Consider the following 20,409-nt stretch of genomic DNA (forward strand, 5'->3'; position numbering starts at 1 on the left):
CAAAACACGAGCTTGGCGCCTGCGCCCTACTCGACCTTGGCGATGTCGCAGACCAGCGCGGTGGCCGGGGCCTCGGTGCGGTTGTAGACCCAATGCACCGTCTCCTCGGTTTCGGGGAACGTGCCAAGTGAGGCAGCATCGAAGCTGCGCTCGCCCGAGGGCTGGCCCTCGACCCAGCTACCGTCAATCACCGTAACGATGCCCGGGCGGTCGGCATGGTCATGTTCGGCGATCTGGCCGCCGGGAGCGATCTCGACGGCGCGCATGCGCAGGCTGTAGCCTGCAAGCCCAATGGTGGCTTCCATGGTCTGGGGAGACAGCTCGGCCAGCAGGTCGACCGTCAGGCCGGCATGCTCGGTCGGGCCCGACATCTGCGCTAAACTGAAACCGCCAAAAGCGGCTGCGAGACCGGCGCAGAGGCCGAGAGCGAATGTGGTCCGAGAGTGGCGTTGAAGTCGTGACATGGTGGTTTCCTTTCAACGTTGCGGGTTAAGTTTCGCTTCCGGCGGAGCCGGAGCCGTCAGTGGGTGCAGACCGTGCCCACCAGCAGCATCGCCGGATCGAGGTCGAAGGCCGTCTCCAGATCCTCGCCGAACATGGCGAGCCAGGCGTCCTGTGCATCGTAAGCCAGTCGCTCGCGCGCGGCCGGGCAGGCGAAGCGGTGTCCGGCCATGGCCTGCATGTGGTGGACCAATTCGTGGACAAGGATCGACAGCTCCGCCGGGCTGCGGCCCGTCCAGCCATCGGAGAGGTAGATGGTGTTCGTGGCTTCGTCATAGAGCGCAACCACCCGGTCGGGGGCGACGTCGACCCCTTCACCATAGCGCATCGCGATCAGTTCGGGGCCGGGCAGTGTGGCGAGATGCGGATCGCGGATCGCGCGCGGCAGGTCGAAATTGGCTTCGAGCCACAGCGCGAGGGTGTCGAGAAGCGGCGGTGCGTCGCGTATTCGCCCCTCCTGCGCGAAGGCGGGCGACGGCGCCGCGGTCATGGTCGAGAGGCACAAGGCAAGCGTTGTGAAGTAAGGAACAGAGCAGAGCATGATGACCCTCCCGAGGCCGTGACGATGTCCCCGAAGCTTCAGTCGGGGCCGGGCCGAAGTCCTGAAAACGGCCTGAAGAAAGCCTGAAATCGTGCTAAAATCGGCAGGTCCAGCACCGGGTCATCGTCGTGGACACATGCGAAACCATTCGGATCGGCGACGTCGTGCTGAACCCCCGGCGCGGTCGGCTCGAGGATGGGAGCGGCGCCGAGCGCGATCTGCGCGCCAAATCCTTTCGCGTGCTCGAGCTTCTGATCGCGCGGCGCGGGGAACTGGTGACTAAGGACGATCTTCTGCGCGACGCATGGCCGGACGTGATCGTGTCGGACGACTCCCTGGCCCAATGCATCAGCGACATCCGGCGTGCGCTGGGGCCACACGGTGCCGCGCTGCTGCGCACGGTGCCCCGGCGCGGCTACGTGCTCGAGGATGAGGAGCTCCCTGCCAAAGCCCTGCCACGCCGCACGGTCCGGCAGGGCATGGTGGTCGCTATGGCGATCGTCATGGCGGGGCTGGGGTGGCTGTGGCTGCCCGTCGAACCGGTCGCTACGCCTGAGACGCCTGAGCAGGCCATGGCCGCCAGCGCGCTGCTCGCCGGACGGGATTGGCAAAGACGGGAGGCCAACGAGCAGGCGCGCATGCTGCTCGAGGCCGCGGTCGAGGACGACCCCGGCGATGCTGTGGCTTGGGCCGATCTCGGCCTGACCTACTGGCTCGAGGTCCAACATCTCGCCTGGGGCGGGGGACGGCGCGAGATGGCGCAGGCGATCGAGATGGTCGAGCGCGCCGTGGCCCTTAGAGGCACGGCCAGCGCGCACCGGCTCCTGGCCGAGATGCGGCTGCTGTCGCCTTTTCCCGAAATGCGCTCGCCGGTCGACGCGCTGGCCAATGCGCAGGCCGCGGTCACGCTCGCGCCCGACGAGGCCGACAATCTTGCTGTGCTTGCCCATGTGCTGGCACTGACCGGTCGTGGCGGCGAGGCGGTGCGCCATATCGAGCGCGCCATGCGCTTCGATCCAACCCCACCCGACTGGTATCGGCAGGTGGCCGGGCTGAGCTATCTCGTCGCGCAGGAGCCGGCCCGCGCAGCGGAAGCTTTCGGTCCGCTGCATGGCGCGGGCACCTTCACCGGCACGCGCTGGTGGCCCGGCTGGCTGTTGGCGTCGAGCCTCGCGCAATCGGGCCGCACCGGCGAGGCGGCCGCGATCATTCAGGCTGCCGCGGGCCGCCGCCCGGAGCGCAGCATCGCCGCCGTGGCGCAATCGCTCGACGGCTGGTCCGATCGCGACAGCCGGGAGCGGTTCCTCGACGGGCTGCGGCGGGCCGGGCTGCCTGACTGATCAGTCCTAATCTATATAGCCTTGCGCAGTGGTAGAGCCCCGGCTTTCGACATGGGCCAGATAGCTCTCCCAGGCCGCGGCAAGCAGCGGATCGCGCGCGGTCTCCTCGGCGATCACCTCAGCCCACGCCTGCCGTAGTGCTGCGAGGATCTCCTCGGGCCAGTCATGGATCTCGATCCCCTCGGCGCGGAACCGATTCAAGGCTATGACCTGCCGTTCCCGTGCCATCTCGAGCGACCAGGACAGCGTTGCCTCGCAGGCCACCTCGATCGCGGACCGGTGGTCATCCGAAAGCGCCGCCCAGCTGCGCTCGGGCAACAGCAACTCGAGCGAGGTGGCCGGCTGCTGCCAACCGGGCAAATAGAGATGCCCCGCCGCCTCGTGCAGGCCGAGATCGGCGTCGATCGAGGGCAGCGAGAACTCGGCCGCCGCGATCAGCCCGGTTTCCAGCGCCGGGCGGATGTCGGCGGCTGGCAACTCGTAGGGCACGACGCCGAGCGCCCTGAGCGTCAGCGCGCCGTAGCCGAAGGCGCGCATGGGCAGCCCGTCGAGATCGGCGATAGTCTCAATGGGCGCGCGGAACCAGCCGCCACCCTCGGCCGGCAGGACTCCGCAATAGAGGCTCCTGAGGCCATGGCGCGCATAGATCGCGTCGAGTGCCTCGGCCCCGCCGCCCTCGCGCATCCAAGCGGTGAAGCTCTCGGGGTCCGGCCCGAAGGGAAAGCCACTGAAGATCGCGAGTGCCGGGTCCTCGCGGTGATGGTGGCCGGCAGAGCCCCAGACCGCGTCGATCAGCCCGGCCTCGAGCGCGCCGAAACTGTCCTGATCGAGAACCATCCGGTCCCGCACCTCGATGACGAAGCTTCTCCCTGTCCGGCGTTCCACTTCGGCCGCGAAGTAAGACCCGGCTTCGCCGAATAACTCCGGGTAGAGGAGGCTGTTCATGCGCCAGCGCAGGGCATCGGCGTTGGCCGAAGCCGGGGACAAGGACGTGCAAATGGCAAGAGCGGCCAAGCCCAATATGAACGACGCAGGCGATTGCGGCATGTCCCGAATACCTTCAGGCAGGAAGCCATGGCTTCGACCATCATGCGCGCAGCGCGGACACCGATCAAACCCGGTAAAGCATTGGGGGCCAGTCGGCCGCGCGCGGATGTCCGTAGATACTCGTTGTTTGGGGGGAAGGTAACTTTGCAGGAGACCGATCGCGTGTTCCGCCATCAATCCGGAACGAGGCCAGGCGAAAGGCGTTACCGCCTCGAAGGACGTATTTGGCACCATACCTACCGCACTGCTGAAACAGCAGGACGCGGCAGAGGATCTTTTTGCGGGGCTAGCGCGATCCTCTGCCGCCTGCAGCTCCAGAACTGCACGGCTGACTCGGGAAGCGAAATTTCCGGTCAGCCATGGGTGGCCTGCCCCTATCGGGTGGTCCGGTTTCAGTCTTAGTGTATGACCGGCCTTGAAGCCACTCTTGGTGCGTTGGGCGGGGGTGATCCACCTTCGTTTGAAGGCCATTGAACGGCCTCTGGCGCGGGTGGGCGATAGCCCAGAGACGAGTGTGGCCGCGCGGTATTGTAATGGACCCGCCATGCCTCGATCACGACACGTGCCTCGGCGAGCGAGTAGAATATCTCGCCGTCCAGTAGCTCGTCGCGCAGCTTCGAATTGAAGCTCTCGCAGTAACCGTTCTCCCATGGGCTGCCGGGCTCGATGAAAGCCGTTTTCGCACCGACGGCATCGATCCAGTCCCGGACGGCTTTGGCGATAAATTCCAGGCCATTATCTGACCGAACATGGCTTGGCACCCCCGCAGAATGAAGAGATCGGTCAGGACGTCGACCACGGCGGTCGAGTTAAGCTTCCGGTCGATCCGGATCGCCAGGCACTCCCGGGTGAACTCGTCGACGACGTTGAGCATGCGAAACTTCCTCCCATCATGGGTCCGGCTCTCGACAAAGTCGTAGGACCAGACTTGGTTTGGCCGCTCTGGTCGCAGACGGATGCACGACCCGTCGCCCAGCCAAAGCCGACCTTTCTCGGTTACTTCCGCGGAACCTTCAGCCCCTCCCGCCGCCAGATCCGCTCGACGCGCTTCACGTTCACTGCCCATCCGGTCTCCCGGAGGAGCGCGGTGATGCGACGGTAGCCATAGCGGCCAAACCGACCGGCGAGCGCGATGATGTCCGCAGTCAGCGCATCTTCATCGGCCCGTCCGCGCGGCGTCTTCCGCTGGGTCGAGCGGTGCTGCCCAAGCACGCGACAGACAAACCGCTCCGAGACACGGAGCTTTTGCCGGACGTGGTCGATACAGGCACGGCGGCGGGCGGGGCTCAGAAGTTTCCCGAGGCCGCCTCCTTCAGGATCAGCTTCTCGAGCGTCAGGTCGGAGACGGCCTTGCGCAGCCGCTCGTTCTCCTTCTCGAGCTCCTTCAAGCGCTTCACCTGGTGGGTCTTCAGGCCGCCGAACTCCTTGCGCCACCGGTAATACGTGAACTGCGTCACGCCGATGGTGCGCACGGCTTCAGACACCGTCCGGCCTTGAGATACCAAGACGTCGACCTGCCGGAGCTTCCCGACGATCTCTTCCGGCTTCTGCTTCTTCTGGGGCATTCCTGCATCCTCCAACTGGCTCGAAAGCCTACTTCAGGGAGGACCACTTTTCAGGGGGCAGGCCAGGTGGCCGTCATCCTCGCCGCGATGTCGGGCATCATCGGCGGCGAGGTGGTGCTTCTGGGGCTGATCGCGCTGCCGCAGATGCTGCGGCTGGGCTACGACAAGAACCTCGCCATCGGCGTGGTCTGCGCCGGCGGCGCGCTCGGCACCATGGTGCCGCCCTCGATCGTGCTGATCATCTACGGGCTGACCGCCAACGTCTCGATCGGCGACCTGTTCACCGCCGCCTTCATCCCCGGGCTGATGCTGGCGGGCTTCTACGTGGCCTATGTGCTGATCCGCGCCTATCTCAACCCGGCGATGGCGCCGGTGGTCGAGGGGCCGCGCGCCTCCACCGCCGAGAAGCTGCGGCTGGCCAAGGGGCTGTTCCTGCCGATCCTCGTGGTGATCGGCGTGCTGGGCTCGATCTATGGCGGCATCGCCAGCGTCACCGAGGCCTCGGCCGTCGGCGTGCTCGGGGTGACGCTCTCGACGATGATCCGCGGCGAGTTCACGATCGGGCTGATGAAGGCCGCGGCGCTGCAGACCCTGCAGACCGTCGGCATGATCGTCTGGATCGGCATCGGCGCCACGGCGCTGGTGGGGGTGTTCAACCTGATGGGCGGCATCAAGTTCGTCTCGGCGCTGATCACCGGCATCTCGGACGAGCCGGTGATCGTGCTGCTGTTCATGATGGCGCTGTTGTTCGTGCTGGGCATGTTCCTCGACTGGGTCGGGATCGCGCTTCTGACGATGCCGATCTTTGTGCCGATCATCACCTCGATGGGCTACGACCCGGTCTGGTTCGGCGTGGTGTTCTGCATGAACATGCAGATGAGCTTTCTCAGCCCGCCCTTCGGGCCGGCGGCGTTCTACCTCAAATCGGTGGCGCCGCCGGATATCAGCCTCGGTGACATCTTCCGTTCGCTGCTGCCCTTCATCGGCCTGCAGGCGCTGGCGGTCGCGGTGCTGATCCTGTTCCCGGCAATCGCCATCTACTGAGACGTGCCCGTCAGGCATGACCGGCCCGCCCCCTGCAGGGGCGGGCCTTTTTCGTGGGGCAGGGGGCTGTGCTAAGCGAACAATCGTCGATGGTATTTTGCGGCTGCTATTTCGAGGGCAACACCGCTGTCAGCCCATCGCCACCTCAGAAAACGCCTTCAAACGCCACTTATTGGAGGTGGGCCACCATGGCTGAGACGATGGTCGGTGTTTGTCAAAGTTTTGTCGCCGGCCCTTATTCAGGCCGCTTGCTCGGCGGGACCGGCCATGGAACTGCCGCCGCCAGCTTCTTCGTGGAGTGCGTCGGGGGGGCACAGGAACCCCTTGGCAGGCTCCAAGCTCAGTTCTCTCCGATGATCCCACAGGCCACCCGGTCACCAGCGCCAGCCTCTGCCTCGTAGGTATCGGCCTGGGCATGAATGATGATCGCGGAGCCGTCATCGTCGAAGAGCGTGCCCTCGACTCCTTCTTCAAGCGAGACGTCATGGAGGAAGGCGTCTGCTTTCGCGCCGCCCTCGGCGTTTGCATAGATGTTTGGCATGTCGCCCGCATGTGCTCCTGCCTCGTTCTTCATGCCGTGCTCGGCCCCCGTCGGATTGTAGTGACCGCCAGCGGCTTCGAAGTCGGGCGAGCAGGCCCCGGTTTCGTGGACATGGAAGCCATGCTCACCTTCGTCGAGACCTTGAGCGTCAAGCGAGACGATCACGCCATTCGGCGTCTGGGTCAGCGTCACGCGGCCCATATCTGAGCCGTCCGGCCCCATCAGGTTGGCCGTCGCGTCTTGAGCAAACGCCGAGGCAGGCAGCAGAGCGAGTGTCGCACACAGAGATAGCGTCTTCATGGAATCCTCCATCTAATGGCTGTGCTCACTGAACGGAGGGAGCCGGGAGCTGTTCCCTCGGCCCGTTTGTCATGTAGCCCGGGTCATCTCCTTGATCCGAGTGGTCATCCTGTCATTTCGACGGCAGACACGCCCTCTCGTGTGACCCTTACTTCTCGGGGAAAAGGTTCGGCATCCATGCCGCTGCGAGTGTCGCCGGGAAATGCAGCCGCAGTGGGGAGCGTGGACCCTCGGATGCCAGAGCTTCCAGCTCGAGAAGCCGGGCCGTTACCTTCCGTGCCTGTCTGTCGCTGACCCCCAGCATGTCGGGAACCGCTCCCCGTTCGACCTCACCCTCCATCAGAATGGCCCGCAGGATCCGATCGCTGCCCTTGAGCACGACACCACGCGCTTCCTGCTGCCGCGCCCAATCCACGATGCGCCCCCTCAGCTCGGTCGGTCGCATCAGGCCGGACATGAAGGAGACCTGGTCGATACAGCATTGTAGGAAGAACTGCGCAAATTCAGCGAGCCGGGCTTCCGAGAGCGCGCCGCGCCCATCTGCGCTGCCGGGACGTGTCGCATCGGCCGCCTCGAGGCGGGTCTTATAGTCTCCCACGTTGCGAGCGAGGCCCCGGGACGCTGACCAGAGGCCTTCCGATCTCACCGTGTCGCGCAACATGGCATGGGCGACCATTCGGGCGACCCGTCCGTTCATGTCGGTGAACGGGTGGACCCAGACCAGCCGATGATGCGCGCAGGCGATCGCCAAGACGCTGCCCAGCCGGCCTTGCATGCGGTACATCCGGTGCATGTGAGCCAGCAACCGCGGCACCGCGCCGGGGCTGGGCGGCACGGGTCGGCCGACTCTTACGTAGCCTTCCCGGAACTGGCCAAGGACGACCGGCAGGAGCTTTCCTTCAGGATCCTTTTGCAGAAGCAGGTCTTCCGGCAGCCCTGTGCAGAAGCGCCGATGAAGCTCGCGCAGGCTTTCCGGATGCAGGGGATGCTCCGTCAGCCCACCTTCATCGATCCACTTCTGGACCGCGATATGCGCGACGGCCTCGAGTTGCAGGTTCCGCTTTTCCCGGTCGGCGCTGAAGTCCTGCCGCAACGCCCGCTCGATATCGATCGGATGCGTGTCGTGCCCCTCGATCAGGTTCGAGTAGTAGCAGTTCATCGAGCGGACCAGCCCGCTCAACGGCGCACGGATCGCCGGGGGCAGGGCAGCGCTCAGCTCCGCGGAAACCGTCGCCAACTCGAGCGCGAGATCATTGAGAGCGGGCCGGTGTTTCGAAGCCTCCTCCGGGAGAAGCGGCTCCACCGCATAGATGGTTTCCTGATCGTCGCGCAGCTGTGTCATGATCAGGACATGAAGCCTCAAGGCCCCCCTTGGAGTTCCGCTTTCTCGCCCGCTAACACAGGAGTATAAAGGAAAGAATATCTATGTCTCGCAGTATATTACAAGACGTTCTACCGCGACACCATCATTTAATGTTCCGCTTCTTGTTCCGGTTGGACGGCCGGAAAGGGCGTCATGGTTTGTAGACTGTCACCGGTGCGCGGCAGCCCACCCTTCTCCTTTGACGAAGCAGACTGCACTGCCGCTTCGCGTAACCTCGTCACCCCCATCTGTTTGCTGGTGAGCTTCAACGGATCGATGGTGAACTTGGGTAGGCGAGATGTCATGGCGGCGACGGCGGGCGCGCCCCGCGTATCCGATCGGCCAATAGCCCTGCCGAGAGAAAGCGGGCGGGGCTTGCCGGAGCGAGGGTCACATGCAGCCGAGTGCGATAGACGGTCGTCGATCAGCGCCTTGATCTGTCAGGCACCCAAAGTTGGCACGCTCGCGCATAGAGCCACTGCCCACTTCTTCGTAGCCAAGTCGATCAGCACCCATCTGCCCAAGGTTCTCGTCGCCTTCGTCACCGGCTCCAGTTCTTGCAATTCGGCCCCTCTCGAAGATCGGTGGTGATTGCCAGTGTCGGACCTGATTGCATGCGGTGCGATCCCCGAAGGTCTGTGCAGGCCTGCGACACAGCACGATAGAGGCTACTGACCGGGATCTTCTCCACCCTTCCACGAACACTCGTGCCTCCTCTGAGTCAACGCCACGAAGACCGCGAACCTTGGCTTACGCGACGTCATGAACGCATTTCTTGCGCTACACAACCAAGGAGCAAACCCTAGCATACGCTGGTGTGGTTAAAAGGAAGTTTAGATTAAGCCCCTGACAAACAAGGATTATTCCGAAATTTTCCTGCTTTCTTGCCTGCAAAGTCTGTTAGAAGGTCAGGGCGGAAGGTGATGCGGGGCCGCGCAGGCAGCTGAAGGCTCGCGAGGTTCTGTCTTCACCAACACCGCCCTAGAAAAACGATACCTGAGGCAGATCATGGCTAAACTGAAAATCACCAGCATGAGCGACCCGCGCCCCGAGGAAGAACTTCTGGAGATGGCTGAAACGGTACTGCATGCAGTCAACGGACGGGCAACCACGTGGACTCTGGATGCCAGCACGGTGCGCTGGATCGCCCTGAAAATGGAAAAGCGTCTGACAGACGGCGGCGTCACTAAGCGCAACCTGGTAGGCACAGTCATCAAGTATACGCCTGGTGGCCCGGGCGGTGCTTATGCGCGAAAAGCCAGAAGCGTTGCCACCACATCCGTGACTTTGCAGCGTGTAACGGATGGATGGCGCCTGGCGGCTGCCGAGAAAGTCTCTCGACGCTCGGACAGCGGCGAAAAGCTGGACATCAGAATTTCGAAAGCTGCGCGGGCGGATATGCTTCGACGGACATTCGAGAACATCGCTGTGCATGCTGTCACGCGCAGAGCCAATCAGGAGCCACAGTTTGGCGAAGCAGCCTGAGTTCCTGGTTCTCCCGCTGACACACTCTGCTTCAGCTGACCTTCGGCGATCCCATCACAGGGAAGCGCAGAGCTCGTGTCGGCAAAAATTTCACAATCCGGGTGGGGCCAGATGCCCTGTCCGTCCATCAACAATCCGAGGCAAGCATGACTGAAGTCACCATCTCAAGCCAAGCCGAAACCTTCTGCCCCGATTTTGCTCGCCAACAGATCGAGGACGCGATCGATGCTGCCAGCTGGCCGGATGACAGCTGCCAGCAACACGTCAGTGGAGACAGCATTGCCATGCTGGTGCGGACGATCGACTTGCAGCTTCTCAATCGGGGCGTTCAGCCAAACAATCTGGAAGGGACCCTCGTGACCTACCGACCGGCAACGCCCGAGCGAGAAACCGACGACGAATATTTCGGACTACGGTTCGACTTCCGGCGTGCGGTAGACGGATGGGTGTTGTCTTCCGTGGAGCAGGTGCAATGTGCCGGTGGCATGCCCATGCAGTGCGAGATCGACCTCACCCCGGAAGCCCTGGCTGACACGACGCAAGGGCATGCCGCATAGGCGTCTGGCAAAGATCGCGCGGTTCAGTGCCAGCTGCCCCAGGAGGCAAAGGCACCGCGAACACTCTGAAGGAGACCCGTGCTCTCGGACGAACTGCCTCACGACTATGCGGCGGGAATGCCGAGATAGACAGCGATAGGTTCCTTAGCCGGGACGTAGTTGTGCGGTTCATCGGGTGGGGACTAAGCCGCCCAGGATGTATCGCACAAGCGGAGCACCAGCGACCTAATCGTGCTGCTGCGGCCTGTATGGCGCGCAGCAGCAAGCAAGGCCGGCTCGAGAGGTGGCGTGTCGCGCAGCGGCCCCGGGCGCGGCTACCCCGGACGGCGGGGATCGAGCATCAGCGCACGCGACGCAGGAAGGACTTGGTGCGCGCATCCTGCGGGTCGTCGAAAATCTGCGACGGCGGGCCTTGCTCGACGATACGTCCGCCCTCCATGAAGATCACCCGGTGGGCGATTTCGCGGGCGAACTGCATCTCGTGGGTGACGATCAGCATGGTCTGATGCTGCTCGGCCACCCGCCGCATCAGGTCGAGCACCTCGCCCACCCACTCTGGGTCGAGCGCCGAGGTAGGCTCGTCGAACAGCATCAACTGCGCGTCGAGCGCCATCGCCCGGCCGATGCCCACGCGCTGCTGCTGCCCGCCCGAGAGCGCGGCGGGGTAACTGTCGGCCTTCTCCGAAAGCCCGATCTCGCTCAGGATCGTCGCCGCCCGGGCCTCGGCTTCCGCGCGCGGCTTCTTCTGCACCGTGACCAGGGCCTCGGTGATGTTCTCGCGCGCGGTCTTGTTGGCGAACAGCGCGTAGTTCTGGAACACGAAGGCGGTGCGGCGCCTGAGCGCGAGGATCTGCGCCTTGCTGGCCCTCGCGGCATCCACCGTCAGGTCGCCCAGGCGGATCGTGCCGGCCTCGGGCCGGTCGAGGAAATTCAGGCAGCGCAGCCGCGTCGACTTGCCGGTGCCCGACGGGCCGATCACCACGATCCGCTCGCCGGGTGCGATAGAAAGGTCGATACCGTTCAGCACCGGTCCCTGGCCGAAGCCCTTAGGTCAGTCCGGTGATCTCGATCATCGGGCGAAGGCCCGGTTGAGGCGGGTTTCGAGGCCGCGCTGCGCGAAAGACAGCGCCCCGAAGATGATCCAGTAGATCACCGCAACCACGAGGAACGCCTCGAAGTAGAGCGCACAAGAATCCAGCAAAGATACAGCACTGGATGCTTCTTGGGCACGAATTCCGGCCGACCCGATTTATACCTTCGAACTTACCGCAGCTCTCCCCCCATTACTCAATAGTAAAGAAACATCGAACCAAAATAAGGAAACATTTTTACAGACCACCTCAATATCTGCAAAGATATTCCTTCGCTTTGCAAACAAGTTCCCCAAGCCGATGTCAGGCCCCCTCCCAAGCGCCGACCCACCAGCCCGGACGTCCAACGCCTCACCGACCGGGTTCAGGTGATGTAACCTGAATAGCTCACACGGGACGGGACAGGATTGCTAGCCTCTGCGGGATGATACGCCCGACGTTGCCTTGAACTGCCTGTGCTCTCTTCGCGTGACCTTCACCCAGAAGATCTTAAACGTTAGATTAAGAACGCCTCGCATACATCTGACATGACAGCGGAATCTTGCCGGCCCTTGGATGGAGCGCTCACGCGTTCGGCCTTCGGCCTGTATACTGCCGTCAGAACAGCCCGGACAACGGGTGACGATGTGAGCCATGGACGCCCTCCTGCTCTCATCCAGAGCAGTGAGACCGACCATGGGACTGGTACGCAGATCTACTTCACCCAACCCGAATGCGTTCTACGGCGTGCAGAACCCTGCAAACTGCCGGCCGAAGCCGCGCCTGACACTGGTAAAGGCCAAGCCTCCTTGCGGCGTTGGCGGCCGTTCGTTCATCGACGAAATCTGGCTGCCAGATTACGTACGAAGCAGCGCCGAAGGCAAAGCGAACCTCAAGCTTCATCCGAAGGCAGAAGTTCGAAGCGATGATTATATCTGTATCAATCCGTCATTCCGATCTGGGCGCATGCACAACGCTTTGACGTTTGATATCGACTGCAACAACGGTGTCGCAGCTTTTCTGGAGCTCTTCGAGGATACGGGCATTCATTTCTCGATGCTCGTCGGAGAGCCGTTCACGGACGAGGATATCATGGCCGACCTTGAGCGGGGCGGGTATGGCCAGCACGGCCTGAAGAGGTTGCATGCGACGATTCTGCTCGAACGCGGGGTCCCTGAGTGCGACAGGCGCGCCTATTATCTGCTCAAGGTCATTTATCATAATATTTGTGAGCGATTGCGCCAGTATGGTGCGGCCGTCGATCCAGGCCAGAAAGTCAGCACCAAGAATCCGGAGAGTCCACGATGGGCCGTAATCTCCGGAACCCGGAAGAAAACCTCGCTCTATGAGTTGGCTGCGCTGCTCGAACTCGATGTCGAAGAGTATAAGAAGATGCCGCGGCAGTATCGCCAGGATCTTTCTTGGGCGAGACGGAGTGCTCAGGAAGATGCGGATGCGACCGGCCGCAATTGCGGTGCTTGGGAGGCCTGCCGCTGGATTGCATATCAGAGCTGGTCGAGCTTCCGCTCAGAGGAGCGCTTTATCGAGCACATGATCCTGGAGGTCAACGAGCACAATCAGCTCCACAATGCCCACAACCCGATGTCGGTCAGCGAATGCCAGTCGATCGCACGCTCGATCGCACGCTGGACTTGGAAGCATCAGCCAGACCCTGCCACTTACAAGAACCGAGGCGCTGCGCGCGAATATATGCACGCAGGCAACTCGCGAAAGCGGCGTCAGGCTATCGGTGCTCTCTATGCCAATTCAAAGCAGGTCGAGGCCAATGCGAAGAAGATCTCGGCTGCACGGGAGTTCATGAAGTCCCAAGGCGAGGTGCCGACGAAGAAAGGGGTGGCTCGCCTTACCGAACTGAGTGTGAATACCGTGCGCGCTCACTGGGATGGACATGCTTCCACCTCACGCGAGCGTCTCGACAGCCTCCGTCAAGGGGTGTGCGTTCGGCTGCCGTCCGACTCTCAGAGCGCTGCACAGAGGGCGAGGATGGGGGTCAAAATGGTGCACTCAGAGATTGGCCCTATCAAAAAATCCACCGAACACACCGGCGCCACCTATAAGAAGGGAGAGCAGCCGCACGGCGAGGAGCATAAGGAAACCCTCCCTGAAGGTACAGGTAACCTTATAAGGCTGGGCAACCGCATGCCCCATGCTGTGCGGGCGTCTCAAAGAAACGGGGGGCAGGTGATCCCCTTGAGCACGGGCATCTCCCCACCCAGGGACGCGGAGGGTAACGTCATCCGTCGGGATCATACGGATCCTCCTTTCTAGGGGTGTCTTGCTGATGAACTCCGCCATCGTGTTCGAAACCTAGGCTAAAATTCTCGCGGCAGCCGGCGGTGCAAAGCCTCCCTATGCTCAGGCCGCTTTTCGCTGACCATCTTGTGCAGCAGCCCGACTATTTTTGAACGGAACGACCATGGGTCCTACCGACGTCATCACGATCTCGCACCCGATGTCGAAGACATGGGAGATCAGCTCGGGCCGGAACACTTCAGAGACGGGGCCCTGTCCGGTAACGCGGCCATCCCTGAAGAGCACCAACCTGTCCGCGAAACGCGCGGCGAGATTGAGATCGTGCAGCACCACCACCACGGTTCGGCCCATCTCATGCGCGAGGCGACGCACAAGGTCGAGCGTCTCGAGGGCATGGGCGATGTCGAGGTGGTTGGTGGGCTCGTCGAGCAGGATCGCCGGAGCCTCCTGCGCCACGGTCATGGCCAGCCAGGCGCGCTGGAGCTGGCCACCCGAGAGCGCGGCGATGGGCCGGTCGGCAAGATCCGAGAGGTCCACCGCTGACAAGGCAGCATCGATCGCCGCGCGATCCGCCGCGCCCGGCCCCGTAAAGCGGCTCGCATGCGCATAGCGGCCAAGGCCTGCGAGATCGCGCACGGTGAGGTCTCCGGGGGCCTCGGGTGTCTGGCCCAGCATCGCAATCTCGCGGGCGAGGGTTCTCGCGCTGCGCTCGGTAACAGGGCGATCTCCAATAAGGGCTGCCCCGTGCCGCAGCGGCAGCAGCCGGCGCATCGCCTTCAGCGCGGTCGACTTGCCACAGCCATTCGGGCCGCACAGCGCGGTGACCTGTCCCGCCGGGATCTCGAGCGTGAGGCCCTCGAAGACGAGCCGGACGCCATAGCCGGCAGCCGCCTCCCGGAGGGCAATATGAGTGTCAGGCATGGGGATCACCTCGGCGATTGAGAAGCCACAGAAAGAAGGGTGCGCCAAGTGCGGCGGTCACGGCGCCCACCGGCACTTCGAGCGGCTGGAAGGCCAGCCGCACCAGCAAATCCGCGCCGGTCGTCATGGCCGCCCCCAGCAGGGCCGCCCCGATGAGTTGCGGCGCGGCCCGCGACCCGAACAGCAGGCGTGCGGCATGGGGGGCCAGCAGCCCGACGAAACCGATCCCGCCGGCCACGCTGACCGCGCCCGCGGCGAGCGCGACGGCCAGGGCCAGGGCAGCCCCGCGCACGGCCGCCACGGGCAGGCCGGTGGCAAAGGCGCTGTCCGGATCGAGCCGCAGCTGGTCGAGCGGCCGCGCGAGAAGAATGAGCACCGGCAGCGAGAGGCCAAGCACGCTGCCGAGCAGCACCACATCGCGTCCCTGCGCGGCCTGCACCGAACCTGCCAGCCAGATCAGCGCCTGCGAGGCGCGGTAGACGGGTCCGACGATCAGCAGGAGCACGACGAGTGCCTTGGCCAGCGCGGCAAGCGCCACGCCGTAAAGCAGAAGGCGCAGCGGATCTGCGCGATGCCTGCCACCCAACAGCAGCACGAGAAGCGCGAAACCCGTGGCACCCAGCCCGGCGAAGGCGGGCTGCCAGGCCACCGGCACCGTCAGGTGGTTCGCGGCATCGGAGGAGATGGTCAGGAACAACAGCACCCCGACGGCGGCGCCATCGGTGATGCCCAGCACCGAGGGCGCGGCGAGCGGATTGCGGGTGGCGCGCTGCAACAGCGCGCCCGACAGCGCCAGCGCGGCCCCTGCGAGCGCCGCGAGTGCCACTCGGGGCAGGCGCAGCGTCCAGACGATGACCATGTCCATGCGCTCGCCCGTGCCCCAGAGCGCAGCGATGACCCGATCCGGACCGAGGAAACTGCTGCCGGTGCCGATCCCGGTCAGCAGAAGGGCCGACAGAAGCATGCCCAGTAAGCCGAGGCGTGCCGCGGTGACGTTCATGCCGGGGCCCGCCGATGGAGCAGTGCCAGCAGTAGGGGCACACCGGCCAGTGCGGTGACCGCCGAGAGCGGTGCCTCGCCCGGCCAGATCAGGTAACGCGCGAGAATATCGGCAGTGAGCGCCAGGGCGGCTCCCCAGAGTGCCGCGAGCGGCAGAAGCCGGGCATGTCCCGTGACCCGCATGGCGCGCGCCAGATGCGGCGCGCCGAGCCCGATGAACGCCACCGGGCCCGCGACCGCGACAGCGGTCCCCGCAAGCAGGGCGGCCAGCCCCAGAATCGCGATCCGGGCCGTGACCACCGGCAGGCCGAGCGCCTGCGCCGTCTCGTCATCGGCGGCCAGAACGTCCAGCACGGAGGCATGGAACCACGCGATGCCGGCGGCGCCGATCATCACCGGAAGGGCGGGGTCGAGCGCTGCGATGGGGCGATCGGCAAAGCCGCCGGAAAGCCAGAACAGCAGATCTTCCATCGCCTTCTCGTCGAGTATGATGGCGACCTGCGTTCCGGCCGACAGCAGGGCCGCTACCGTGACGCCGGACAGCAGGAGGCGCAGAGGCCCCGCACTGCTTCGGCCACCGCCCGCAATTCCAAACAGTAGCGCCGTCGCGGTCAGAGCCCCGAACGCCGCGCAGAGGGTGAGAAGGCCGAGGTTGCCGACTTGCCAGACCGAGAGAGCGAGCACCACGGCAAAGCCCGCCCCGGCATTGACGCCGATCAGCCCCGGCTCGGCCACGGGATTGCGGAGCGCTGCCTGTGTCAGCAGGCCCGCGACGCCGAGCGCGGCACCGACGCCAAGCGCCAGCGCCATGCGGGGCACGCGAAGCCCCCTAACGATCAACTCGGCTGCGTCTTGTCCTTCGCCCCAGAGGGCCTGCCAGACCGTCGCAGGCCCAGTCGGCCTCAGCCCGAGATGCAAGGACAAAACGGCTAAAGCCACGACGAGAAAAGACAGGGGCAGGACATGGCGCATGACGCCTGCTCGCAAATCCGACAGGAACAGTCAATTATAGACTTGACTGAAATAGTAGGAATTGCGAGCCGAGGGAGAAATAGAACTCCGGAGACGATCATGACCCGCCTTGCCGCCACCGCTCTTGCCGCCCTTCTGGCCGCCTCTCCCGCTCTGGCCCGGGAGATCACCCATACCATGGGCACCACCGATGTGCCGGACGCGCCTGAGCGGGTCGTGGTGCTGACCAATGAAGGCACGGAGGCCGCGCTCGCGCTCGGCGTCACGCCCATCGGTGCGGTCCAGTCCTGGACCGGTGACCCTTGGTATGACCACATCGCCGACGAGATGGAGGACGTCACCGTCGTCGGCACCGAGAGCGGCGTGAACCTCGAACTGGTGGCCGCGCTCGAGCCGGATCTGATCCTCGGCAACCGGATGCGGCAGGAGGAAATCTACGAACAGCTCTCCGCGATCGCGCCCACCGTGCTGTCCTCCGAGCTGCGGGGCGACTGGCAAGTGAACTTCGATCTCTATGCCGAGGCCCTCGGAAAAGGGGAGGCGGGCGACGCCGTCATGCAGGATTACGACGCGCGCGTGGCGTCGCTGTCCGAGGCGCTCGGCGAGGCGACGCAGGAGGAGGTCTCCGTCATCCGCTTCCTGCCTGGCCAGATCCGCATCTACCAGCTCGACAGCTTCTCGGGCGTGGTGCTGGACCAGCTCGGTTTTGCCCGGCCCGAGAACCAGGACGTGAACGAGTTCGCGATGCGCGTCGGCAAGGAGAGCATCCCCGAGATGGACGGGGACCGGATCTTCCATTTCACCTACGACAAGGGTGACGGGGAAGGCGAGGCCGTAGCCACCGAAGCGCTCGCCGATCCGCTTTGGCAGTCCCTTTCGGCGGTGAAGGAAGGCAAGGTTCATGCAGTGGACGACGCAGTCTGGAACACCGCCGGCGGCGTGATCGCGGCCGAGCTTATGCTGGATGACATCGCCGGGATCTACGGCGTCCAGGAATGAACGCCCCCGCTCGCCGGTTCTGTCGCGTGGAAAGCCTGGAGGTCGGCGAAGGCCTTGCAGGCACCGGCGGGCACCCGGCCCGAATGCTGCTCATCCGCTGGCCCAAGCGGCGGTGGAGCCGCGACTTCGACGCCGCCGTAGACATGACGGCGGCGGAGCGCGCGGCTGTGGCAAGGCTGTGCGAAGGGGGGCGGCGCGTGCAGTTGGTCGACCGCAAGGGCGAGGCTGACGGCGCGCACCGGCTTTGGCTCTATCCCGAAAACCATACACGCAGCGTAGCGCGCTTTGACCTGGCGCCCGCGCTCGAAGCGCTCGCCGCAGGAGGTCTGAACGGATGGAAGCCTGCCGAACGCCAACTACTGCTGGTCTGCACCCACGGTCAGAAAGATCGCTGCTGCGCACGTTGGGGGTTCGCGGCATACAAGGCCCTCGCCGCGAAGGCGCCAGAAGAGGTGGAGGTGTTTGAAAGCACGCATCTCGGAGGCTGTCGGCTTGCGGCTTCGACGCTCGGCCTGCCCGCCATGACCAAACATGGAAGGGTTATGCCAGCCGATGCGGGGGAGTTGCTCGACGCCGAGGGCAAGGGCGTGCCTCTACCACGCCAGTGGCGCGGCCCGTGCCATCTGTCGCCCGAAGCACAGGCCCGAGAAGTTTCCGAAAGGCTCGGTCGATCCTTGCTGCCCGGACCCCGGCGGGTCGAGCGACCGGCGACCTGCGCCGAACTCGATGCAGGGGTCACAACCGGTGGACTTAGTTGGGATTAAATCGACGAAACCATGCCTGGCAGGAAGGGCTCAGTTGACCGTGGCCGCGTCGACTGGCGAGCGATACCAGTCTAAATAAATTGCTGCCAGGTTCCAGGCATTGGGAAAGTCTGGCGGCGTGCATCGCCTGGGTGCGACAGGGCAGGGTGAAAGTGCCCCGCCATGGCTTTCTTGGGGAGAGCGGAGGGTTCCTATCTGTAAATGGAATACCGTGACCGAGGCGCGCGCCGTTCAGGACATCGGTGCATGCGCAACTAAACGCAGCAGCCGGGCCAGCCCGATGGAGCTTGACCTTGTTGATCCGGTCGTTTGGAAGGACAGGGGTCGACCCGGGGCGCAAAGGTACTGGCGCTTCCGAGGGGCCGCGCATTGTCAACATTATGGTTTTCTTGTAAAAAAACGCCGCGTGGGGCCAGATAACTCTTGTCGAGCGGTTTGGCATTCGCTAGAAAGAGGACAACGGAAACGAGCGGCTCGAATGAGAGCGGCGCATCGAACCGGTAGCCGCCTGGCGGCTTAGAATACACACGGGTCAAACTGCGACAGCTCCTGATCCGGAGGACGAACTCCCTGGAGAAGTCCGACCCTTCCGCTTTGGCGGCTTAGCCCCGGAGATCGATCTCCGGGGTTGTTCCCTTCAATAAGCTGGAGCGCACTAGTTGGCCATTCGGCCAGGGCCGCCAAGTGTATAGAAGGGCGTGGTGATTTCGGGCAGCCTGTCCGCTCTCTAGCAGAGTGCGAGTACAGGGGGCGCCCCACTCCCGGTCCCCAAGCATCGATTGTCAGGTCGAGCGCGACGTGAGGGCCTGGATCAGCGAAAGCGTCACAAGTGCCCTTCGGATCACGAGCGCAGGATTACCCCGTATTTCCTTCGTCAAGTCGGAGAGTCCGGAAAGGCTTGGCATAATGTGAGATCAATAGGGCGAACCGGTGTCTAATTCGGCAGGAGCTTGGAGGGGTCTCTTGGGCGTGAACTCGGGACCCGGCTCCAAGGCCGGTGAGGGCGACGCGGGCGGACAGATGGTCATTCCAGCGATCAGGACAATGGTCAACCGCAACAATTAGTCCCGTCGGGTCATTTTCGCCTTTAATCCATCCGGACCATCTTCTACAGGATGTATCCAAAAGCAGTATTGCGCCTAGATCGCGCTTCAGGCGGCGCGCAAATCTTTGAGCCGATCCCGATGTCACCGGGCTCGAATCCTTTTGCGAAGGCATAGGAAGTATATTTTATGACCAGAATCGCCGTGGTTGATGACAACCTGAATCTATTGATCTCCGTGTCGGCAGCTCTGGAGGCAGAGGGCTTTGAAGTTTCAACGTATCGTGATGGAGCTTCCATTATCAAGGAGTTTCCGAGGTTCGAGCCTGAACTGGTCGTGCTGGACGTAAAAATGCCCGGCATGGATGGCCTCGAGGTTCTCGAGCAGCTGCGACAGATAAGTCAGATCCCCGTAATTCTGTTGTCCGGCAAAGCTACCGAATTAGACGAGGCGCTGGGGCTGCGCATGGGGGCGGATGATTATGTGACCAAACCCTTCTCCCAGCGAGTCCTCACGGAGCGCATATCTTCGCAATTGCGCAGGCGCGAGGTTCGGATGGCGGAGCGGGGCACCCCTCATGTCCAGTCCCTCGGCGAAAGTGATCCCGACGAATCCGATACGCCGTGCATCGATCATTCGAAACTTGCGATGGATCCACGCAGTTTTTCCGTACTATGGCGAAATGAGAACGTACCGCTTACGAAATCTGAATTTGCCCTGGTGTACTTTCTGGCCAGCAACCCAGACGTTATCATGTCCAGGGATCGGCTTCTGGATGCTCTAAATGCAGAAGATGAAAACGTGACGGACCGGAGCATAGATGGTCATATCAAGAGGATCAGGGCGAAGTTCCGTCACGTGGATGAGGGGTTTTCTTCTATCGAAACGATGTATGGAATAGGCTACCGGTACACCGGGGGGTGATTATCGCGGGTGGCATAAAATTTTGCGGTATTGATAGACCTTGTTGCGCATGTCGGTGATTGATTTCGCGAAGACGGCGATCAGAAGTTTTCCCCAGTTATGCTATCGCATCTCCCGTCAGAGATCCTGCATATTGAAGCGTTAAGCTGACCGCTGCGT

17 protein-coding genes and 2 pseudogenes are annotated in these 20,409 nt (G+C 63.5%); 8 read left to right on the forward strand and 11 right to left on the reverse strand.

The window, feature by feature from the left end:
• Window positions 1-26: 26 nt before the first annotated feature.
• Window positions 27-464 carry a cupin domain-containing protein gene (locus FHS00_RS14840; RefSeq protein ID WP_246391371.1) on the reverse strand — a complete coding sequence of 146 codons (438 nt, stop codon included), beginning with the start codon at window positions 462-464 and terminating at the stop codon, window positions 27-29.
• 56 nt (window positions 465-520) lie between these two features.
• Entirely contained in the window at window positions 521-1,042 is a 522-nt protein-coding gene (locus tag FHS00_RS14845) for a DUF6647 family protein (protein ID WP_246391373.1), read from the reverse strand.
• Between the two features lie 128 nt (window positions 1,043-1,170).
• Between FHS00_RS14845 and FHS00_RS14850 the strand changes: the two genes are divergently transcribed.
• Complete coding sequence (locus FHS00_RS14850; RefSeq protein WP_183474874.1) at window positions 1,171-2,382, forward strand: winged helix-turn-helix domain-containing protein; 1,212 nt, start codon at window positions 1,171-1,173, stop codon at window positions 2,380-2,382.
• 6 nt (window positions 2,383-2,388) lie between these two features.
• Here the strand turns inward: FHS00_RS14850 and FHS00_RS14855 are convergent, their stop codons facing one another.
• Together FHS00_RS14855 and FHS00_RS14860 are read right to left on the reverse strand one after the other, a co-directional pair.
• On the reverse strand, window positions 2,389-3,327 hold the full coding sequence (locus FHS00_RS14855; protein ID WP_246391375.1) for a TRAP transporter substrate-binding protein: 939 nt from the start codon (window positions 3,325-3,327) through the stop codon (window positions 2,389-2,391).
• A gap of 500 nt (window positions 3,328-3,827) precedes the next feature.
• A pseudogene (locus FHS00_RS14860) lies at window positions 3,828-4,934 on the reverse strand (IS3 family transposase).
• Here FHS00_RS14860 and FHS00_RS14865 point away from each other — a divergent pair.
• Window positions 4,830-6,038 (forward strand): TRAP transporter large permease, encoded by a 1,209-nt coding sequence (locus FHS00_RS14865; RefSeq protein ID WP_425486046.1) that lies wholly within the window; start codon window positions 4,830-4,832, stop codon window positions 6,036-6,038. The pseudogene FHS00_RS14860 and the gene FHS00_RS14865 sit on opposite strands and share 105 nt — an antisense overlap.
• A gap of 340 nt (window positions 6,039-6,378) precedes the next feature.
• Here the strand turns inward: FHS00_RS14865 and FHS00_RS14870 are convergent, their stop codons facing one another.
• Window positions 6,379-6,879 carry a superoxide dismutase family protein gene (locus FHS00_RS14870; RefSeq protein ID WP_246391376.1) on the reverse strand — a complete coding sequence of 167 codons (501 nt, stop codon included), beginning with the start codon at window positions 6,877-6,879 and terminating at the stop codon, window positions 6,379-6,381.
• A gap of 148 nt (window positions 6,880-7,027) precedes the next feature.
• The gene (locus FHS00_RS14875) at window positions 7,028-8,221 is read right to left on the reverse strand and encodes a Fic family protein (RefSeq protein ID WP_183474877.1); all 1,194 of its coding nucleotides are present in this window, start codon (window positions 8,219-8,221) and stop codon (window positions 7,028-7,030) included.
• Between the two features lie 1,029 nt (window positions 8,222-9,250).
• On the opposite strand from FHS00_RS14875, the gene FHS00_RS14880 reads away from it, so the two are divergent.
• Both FHS00_RS14880 and FHS00_RS14885 read left to right on the forward strand, forming a co-directional pair.
• Complete coding sequence (locus tag FHS00_RS14880) at window positions 9,251-9,727, forward strand: hypothetical protein (protein WP_183474878.1); 477 nt, start codon at window positions 9,251-9,253, stop codon at window positions 9,725-9,727.
• Between the two features lie 146 nt (window positions 9,728-9,873).
• Window positions 9,874-10,284: a hypothetical protein gene (locus FHS00_RS14885; RefSeq protein ID WP_183474879.1), complete on the forward strand. Its 411-nt coding sequence runs from the start codon at window positions 9,874-9,876 to the stop codon at window positions 10,282-10,284.
• A gap of 340 nt (window positions 10,285-10,624) precedes the next feature.
• Here FHS00_RS14885 and FHS00_RS14890 read toward each other — a convergent pair.
• A pseudogene (locus FHS00_RS14890) lies at window positions 10,625-11,357 on the reverse strand (amino acid ABC transporter ATP-binding protein).
• Window positions 11,354-11,485: a hypothetical protein gene (locus FHS00_RS14895; protein WP_425486047.1), complete on the reverse strand. Its 132-nt coding sequence runs from the start codon at window positions 11,483-11,485 to the stop codon at window positions 11,354-11,356. Before FHS00_RS14895 ends, FHS00_RS14890 begins: the two are co-directional and overlap by 4 nt.
• Before the next feature lie 565 nt (window positions 11,486-12,050).
• Between FHS00_RS14895 and FHS00_RS14900 the strand changes: the two genes are divergently transcribed.
• A complete protein-coding gene (locus FHS00_RS14900; RefSeq protein WP_183474881.1) occupies window positions 12,051-13,643 on the forward strand; it encodes a primase C-terminal domain-containing protein in 1,593 nt (530 codons plus the stop codon).
• A gap of 87 nt (window positions 13,644-13,730) precedes the next feature.
• Here FHS00_RS14900 and FHS00_RS14905 read toward each other — a convergent pair whose 3' ends face one another.
• The 3 genes from FHS00_RS14905 to FHS00_RS14915 are packed head-to-tail and all read right to left on the reverse strand — an operon-like array spanning window position 13,731 to window position 16,520.
• On the reverse strand, window positions 13,731-14,549 hold the full coding sequence (locus FHS00_RS14905; protein WP_183474882.1) for an ABC transporter ATP-binding protein: 819 nt from the start codon (window positions 14,547-14,549) through the stop codon (window positions 13,731-13,733).
• Window positions 14,542-15,549: a FecCD family ABC transporter permease gene (locus FHS00_RS14910; RefSeq protein WP_183474883.1), complete on the reverse strand. Its 1,008-nt coding sequence runs from the start codon at window positions 15,547-15,549 to the stop codon at window positions 14,542-14,544. The genes FHS00_RS14905 and FHS00_RS14910 overlap by 8 nt, the downstream gene beginning before the upstream one ends.
• The gene (locus FHS00_RS14915) at window positions 15,546-16,520 is read right to left on the reverse strand and encodes a FecCD family ABC transporter permease (RefSeq protein ID WP_183474884.1); all 975 of its coding nucleotides are present in this window, start codon (window positions 16,518-16,520) and stop codon (window positions 15,546-15,548) included. The genes FHS00_RS14910 and FHS00_RS14915 overlap by 4 nt, the downstream gene beginning before the upstream one ends.
• A gap of 99 nt (window positions 16,521-16,619) precedes the next feature.
• On the opposite strand from FHS00_RS14915, the gene FHS00_RS14920 reads away from it, so the two are divergent.
• The 3 genes from FHS00_RS14920 (at window position 16,620) to FHS00_RS14930 (ending at window position 20,250) form a co-directional block, all read left to right on the forward strand.
• On the forward strand, window positions 16,620-17,519 hold the full coding sequence (locus tag FHS00_RS14920; RefSeq protein WP_183474885.1) for an ABC transporter substrate-binding protein: 900 nt from the start codon (window positions 16,620-16,622) through the stop codon (window positions 17,517-17,519).
• On the forward strand, window positions 17,516-18,283 hold the full coding sequence (locus tag FHS00_RS14925; protein ID WP_183474886.1) for a sucrase ferredoxin: 768 nt from the start codon (window positions 17,516-17,518) through the stop codon (window positions 18,281-18,283). The genes FHS00_RS14920 and FHS00_RS14925 overlap by 4 nt, the downstream gene beginning before the upstream one ends.
• Window positions 18,284-19,515: 1,232 nt before the next feature.
• Window positions 19,516-20,250: a response regulator transcription factor gene (locus FHS00_RS14930; protein WP_183474887.1), complete on the forward strand. Its 735-nt coding sequence runs from the start codon at window positions 19,516-19,518 to the stop codon at window positions 20,248-20,250.
• Window positions 20,251-20,409: the final 159 nt, after the last annotated feature.

The organism is Limimaricola variabilis, from assembly GCF_014195545.1.
Classification (GTDB): Bacteria; Pseudomonadota; Alphaproteobacteria; order Rhodobacterales; family Rhodobacteraceae; genus Limimaricola; species Limimaricola variabilis.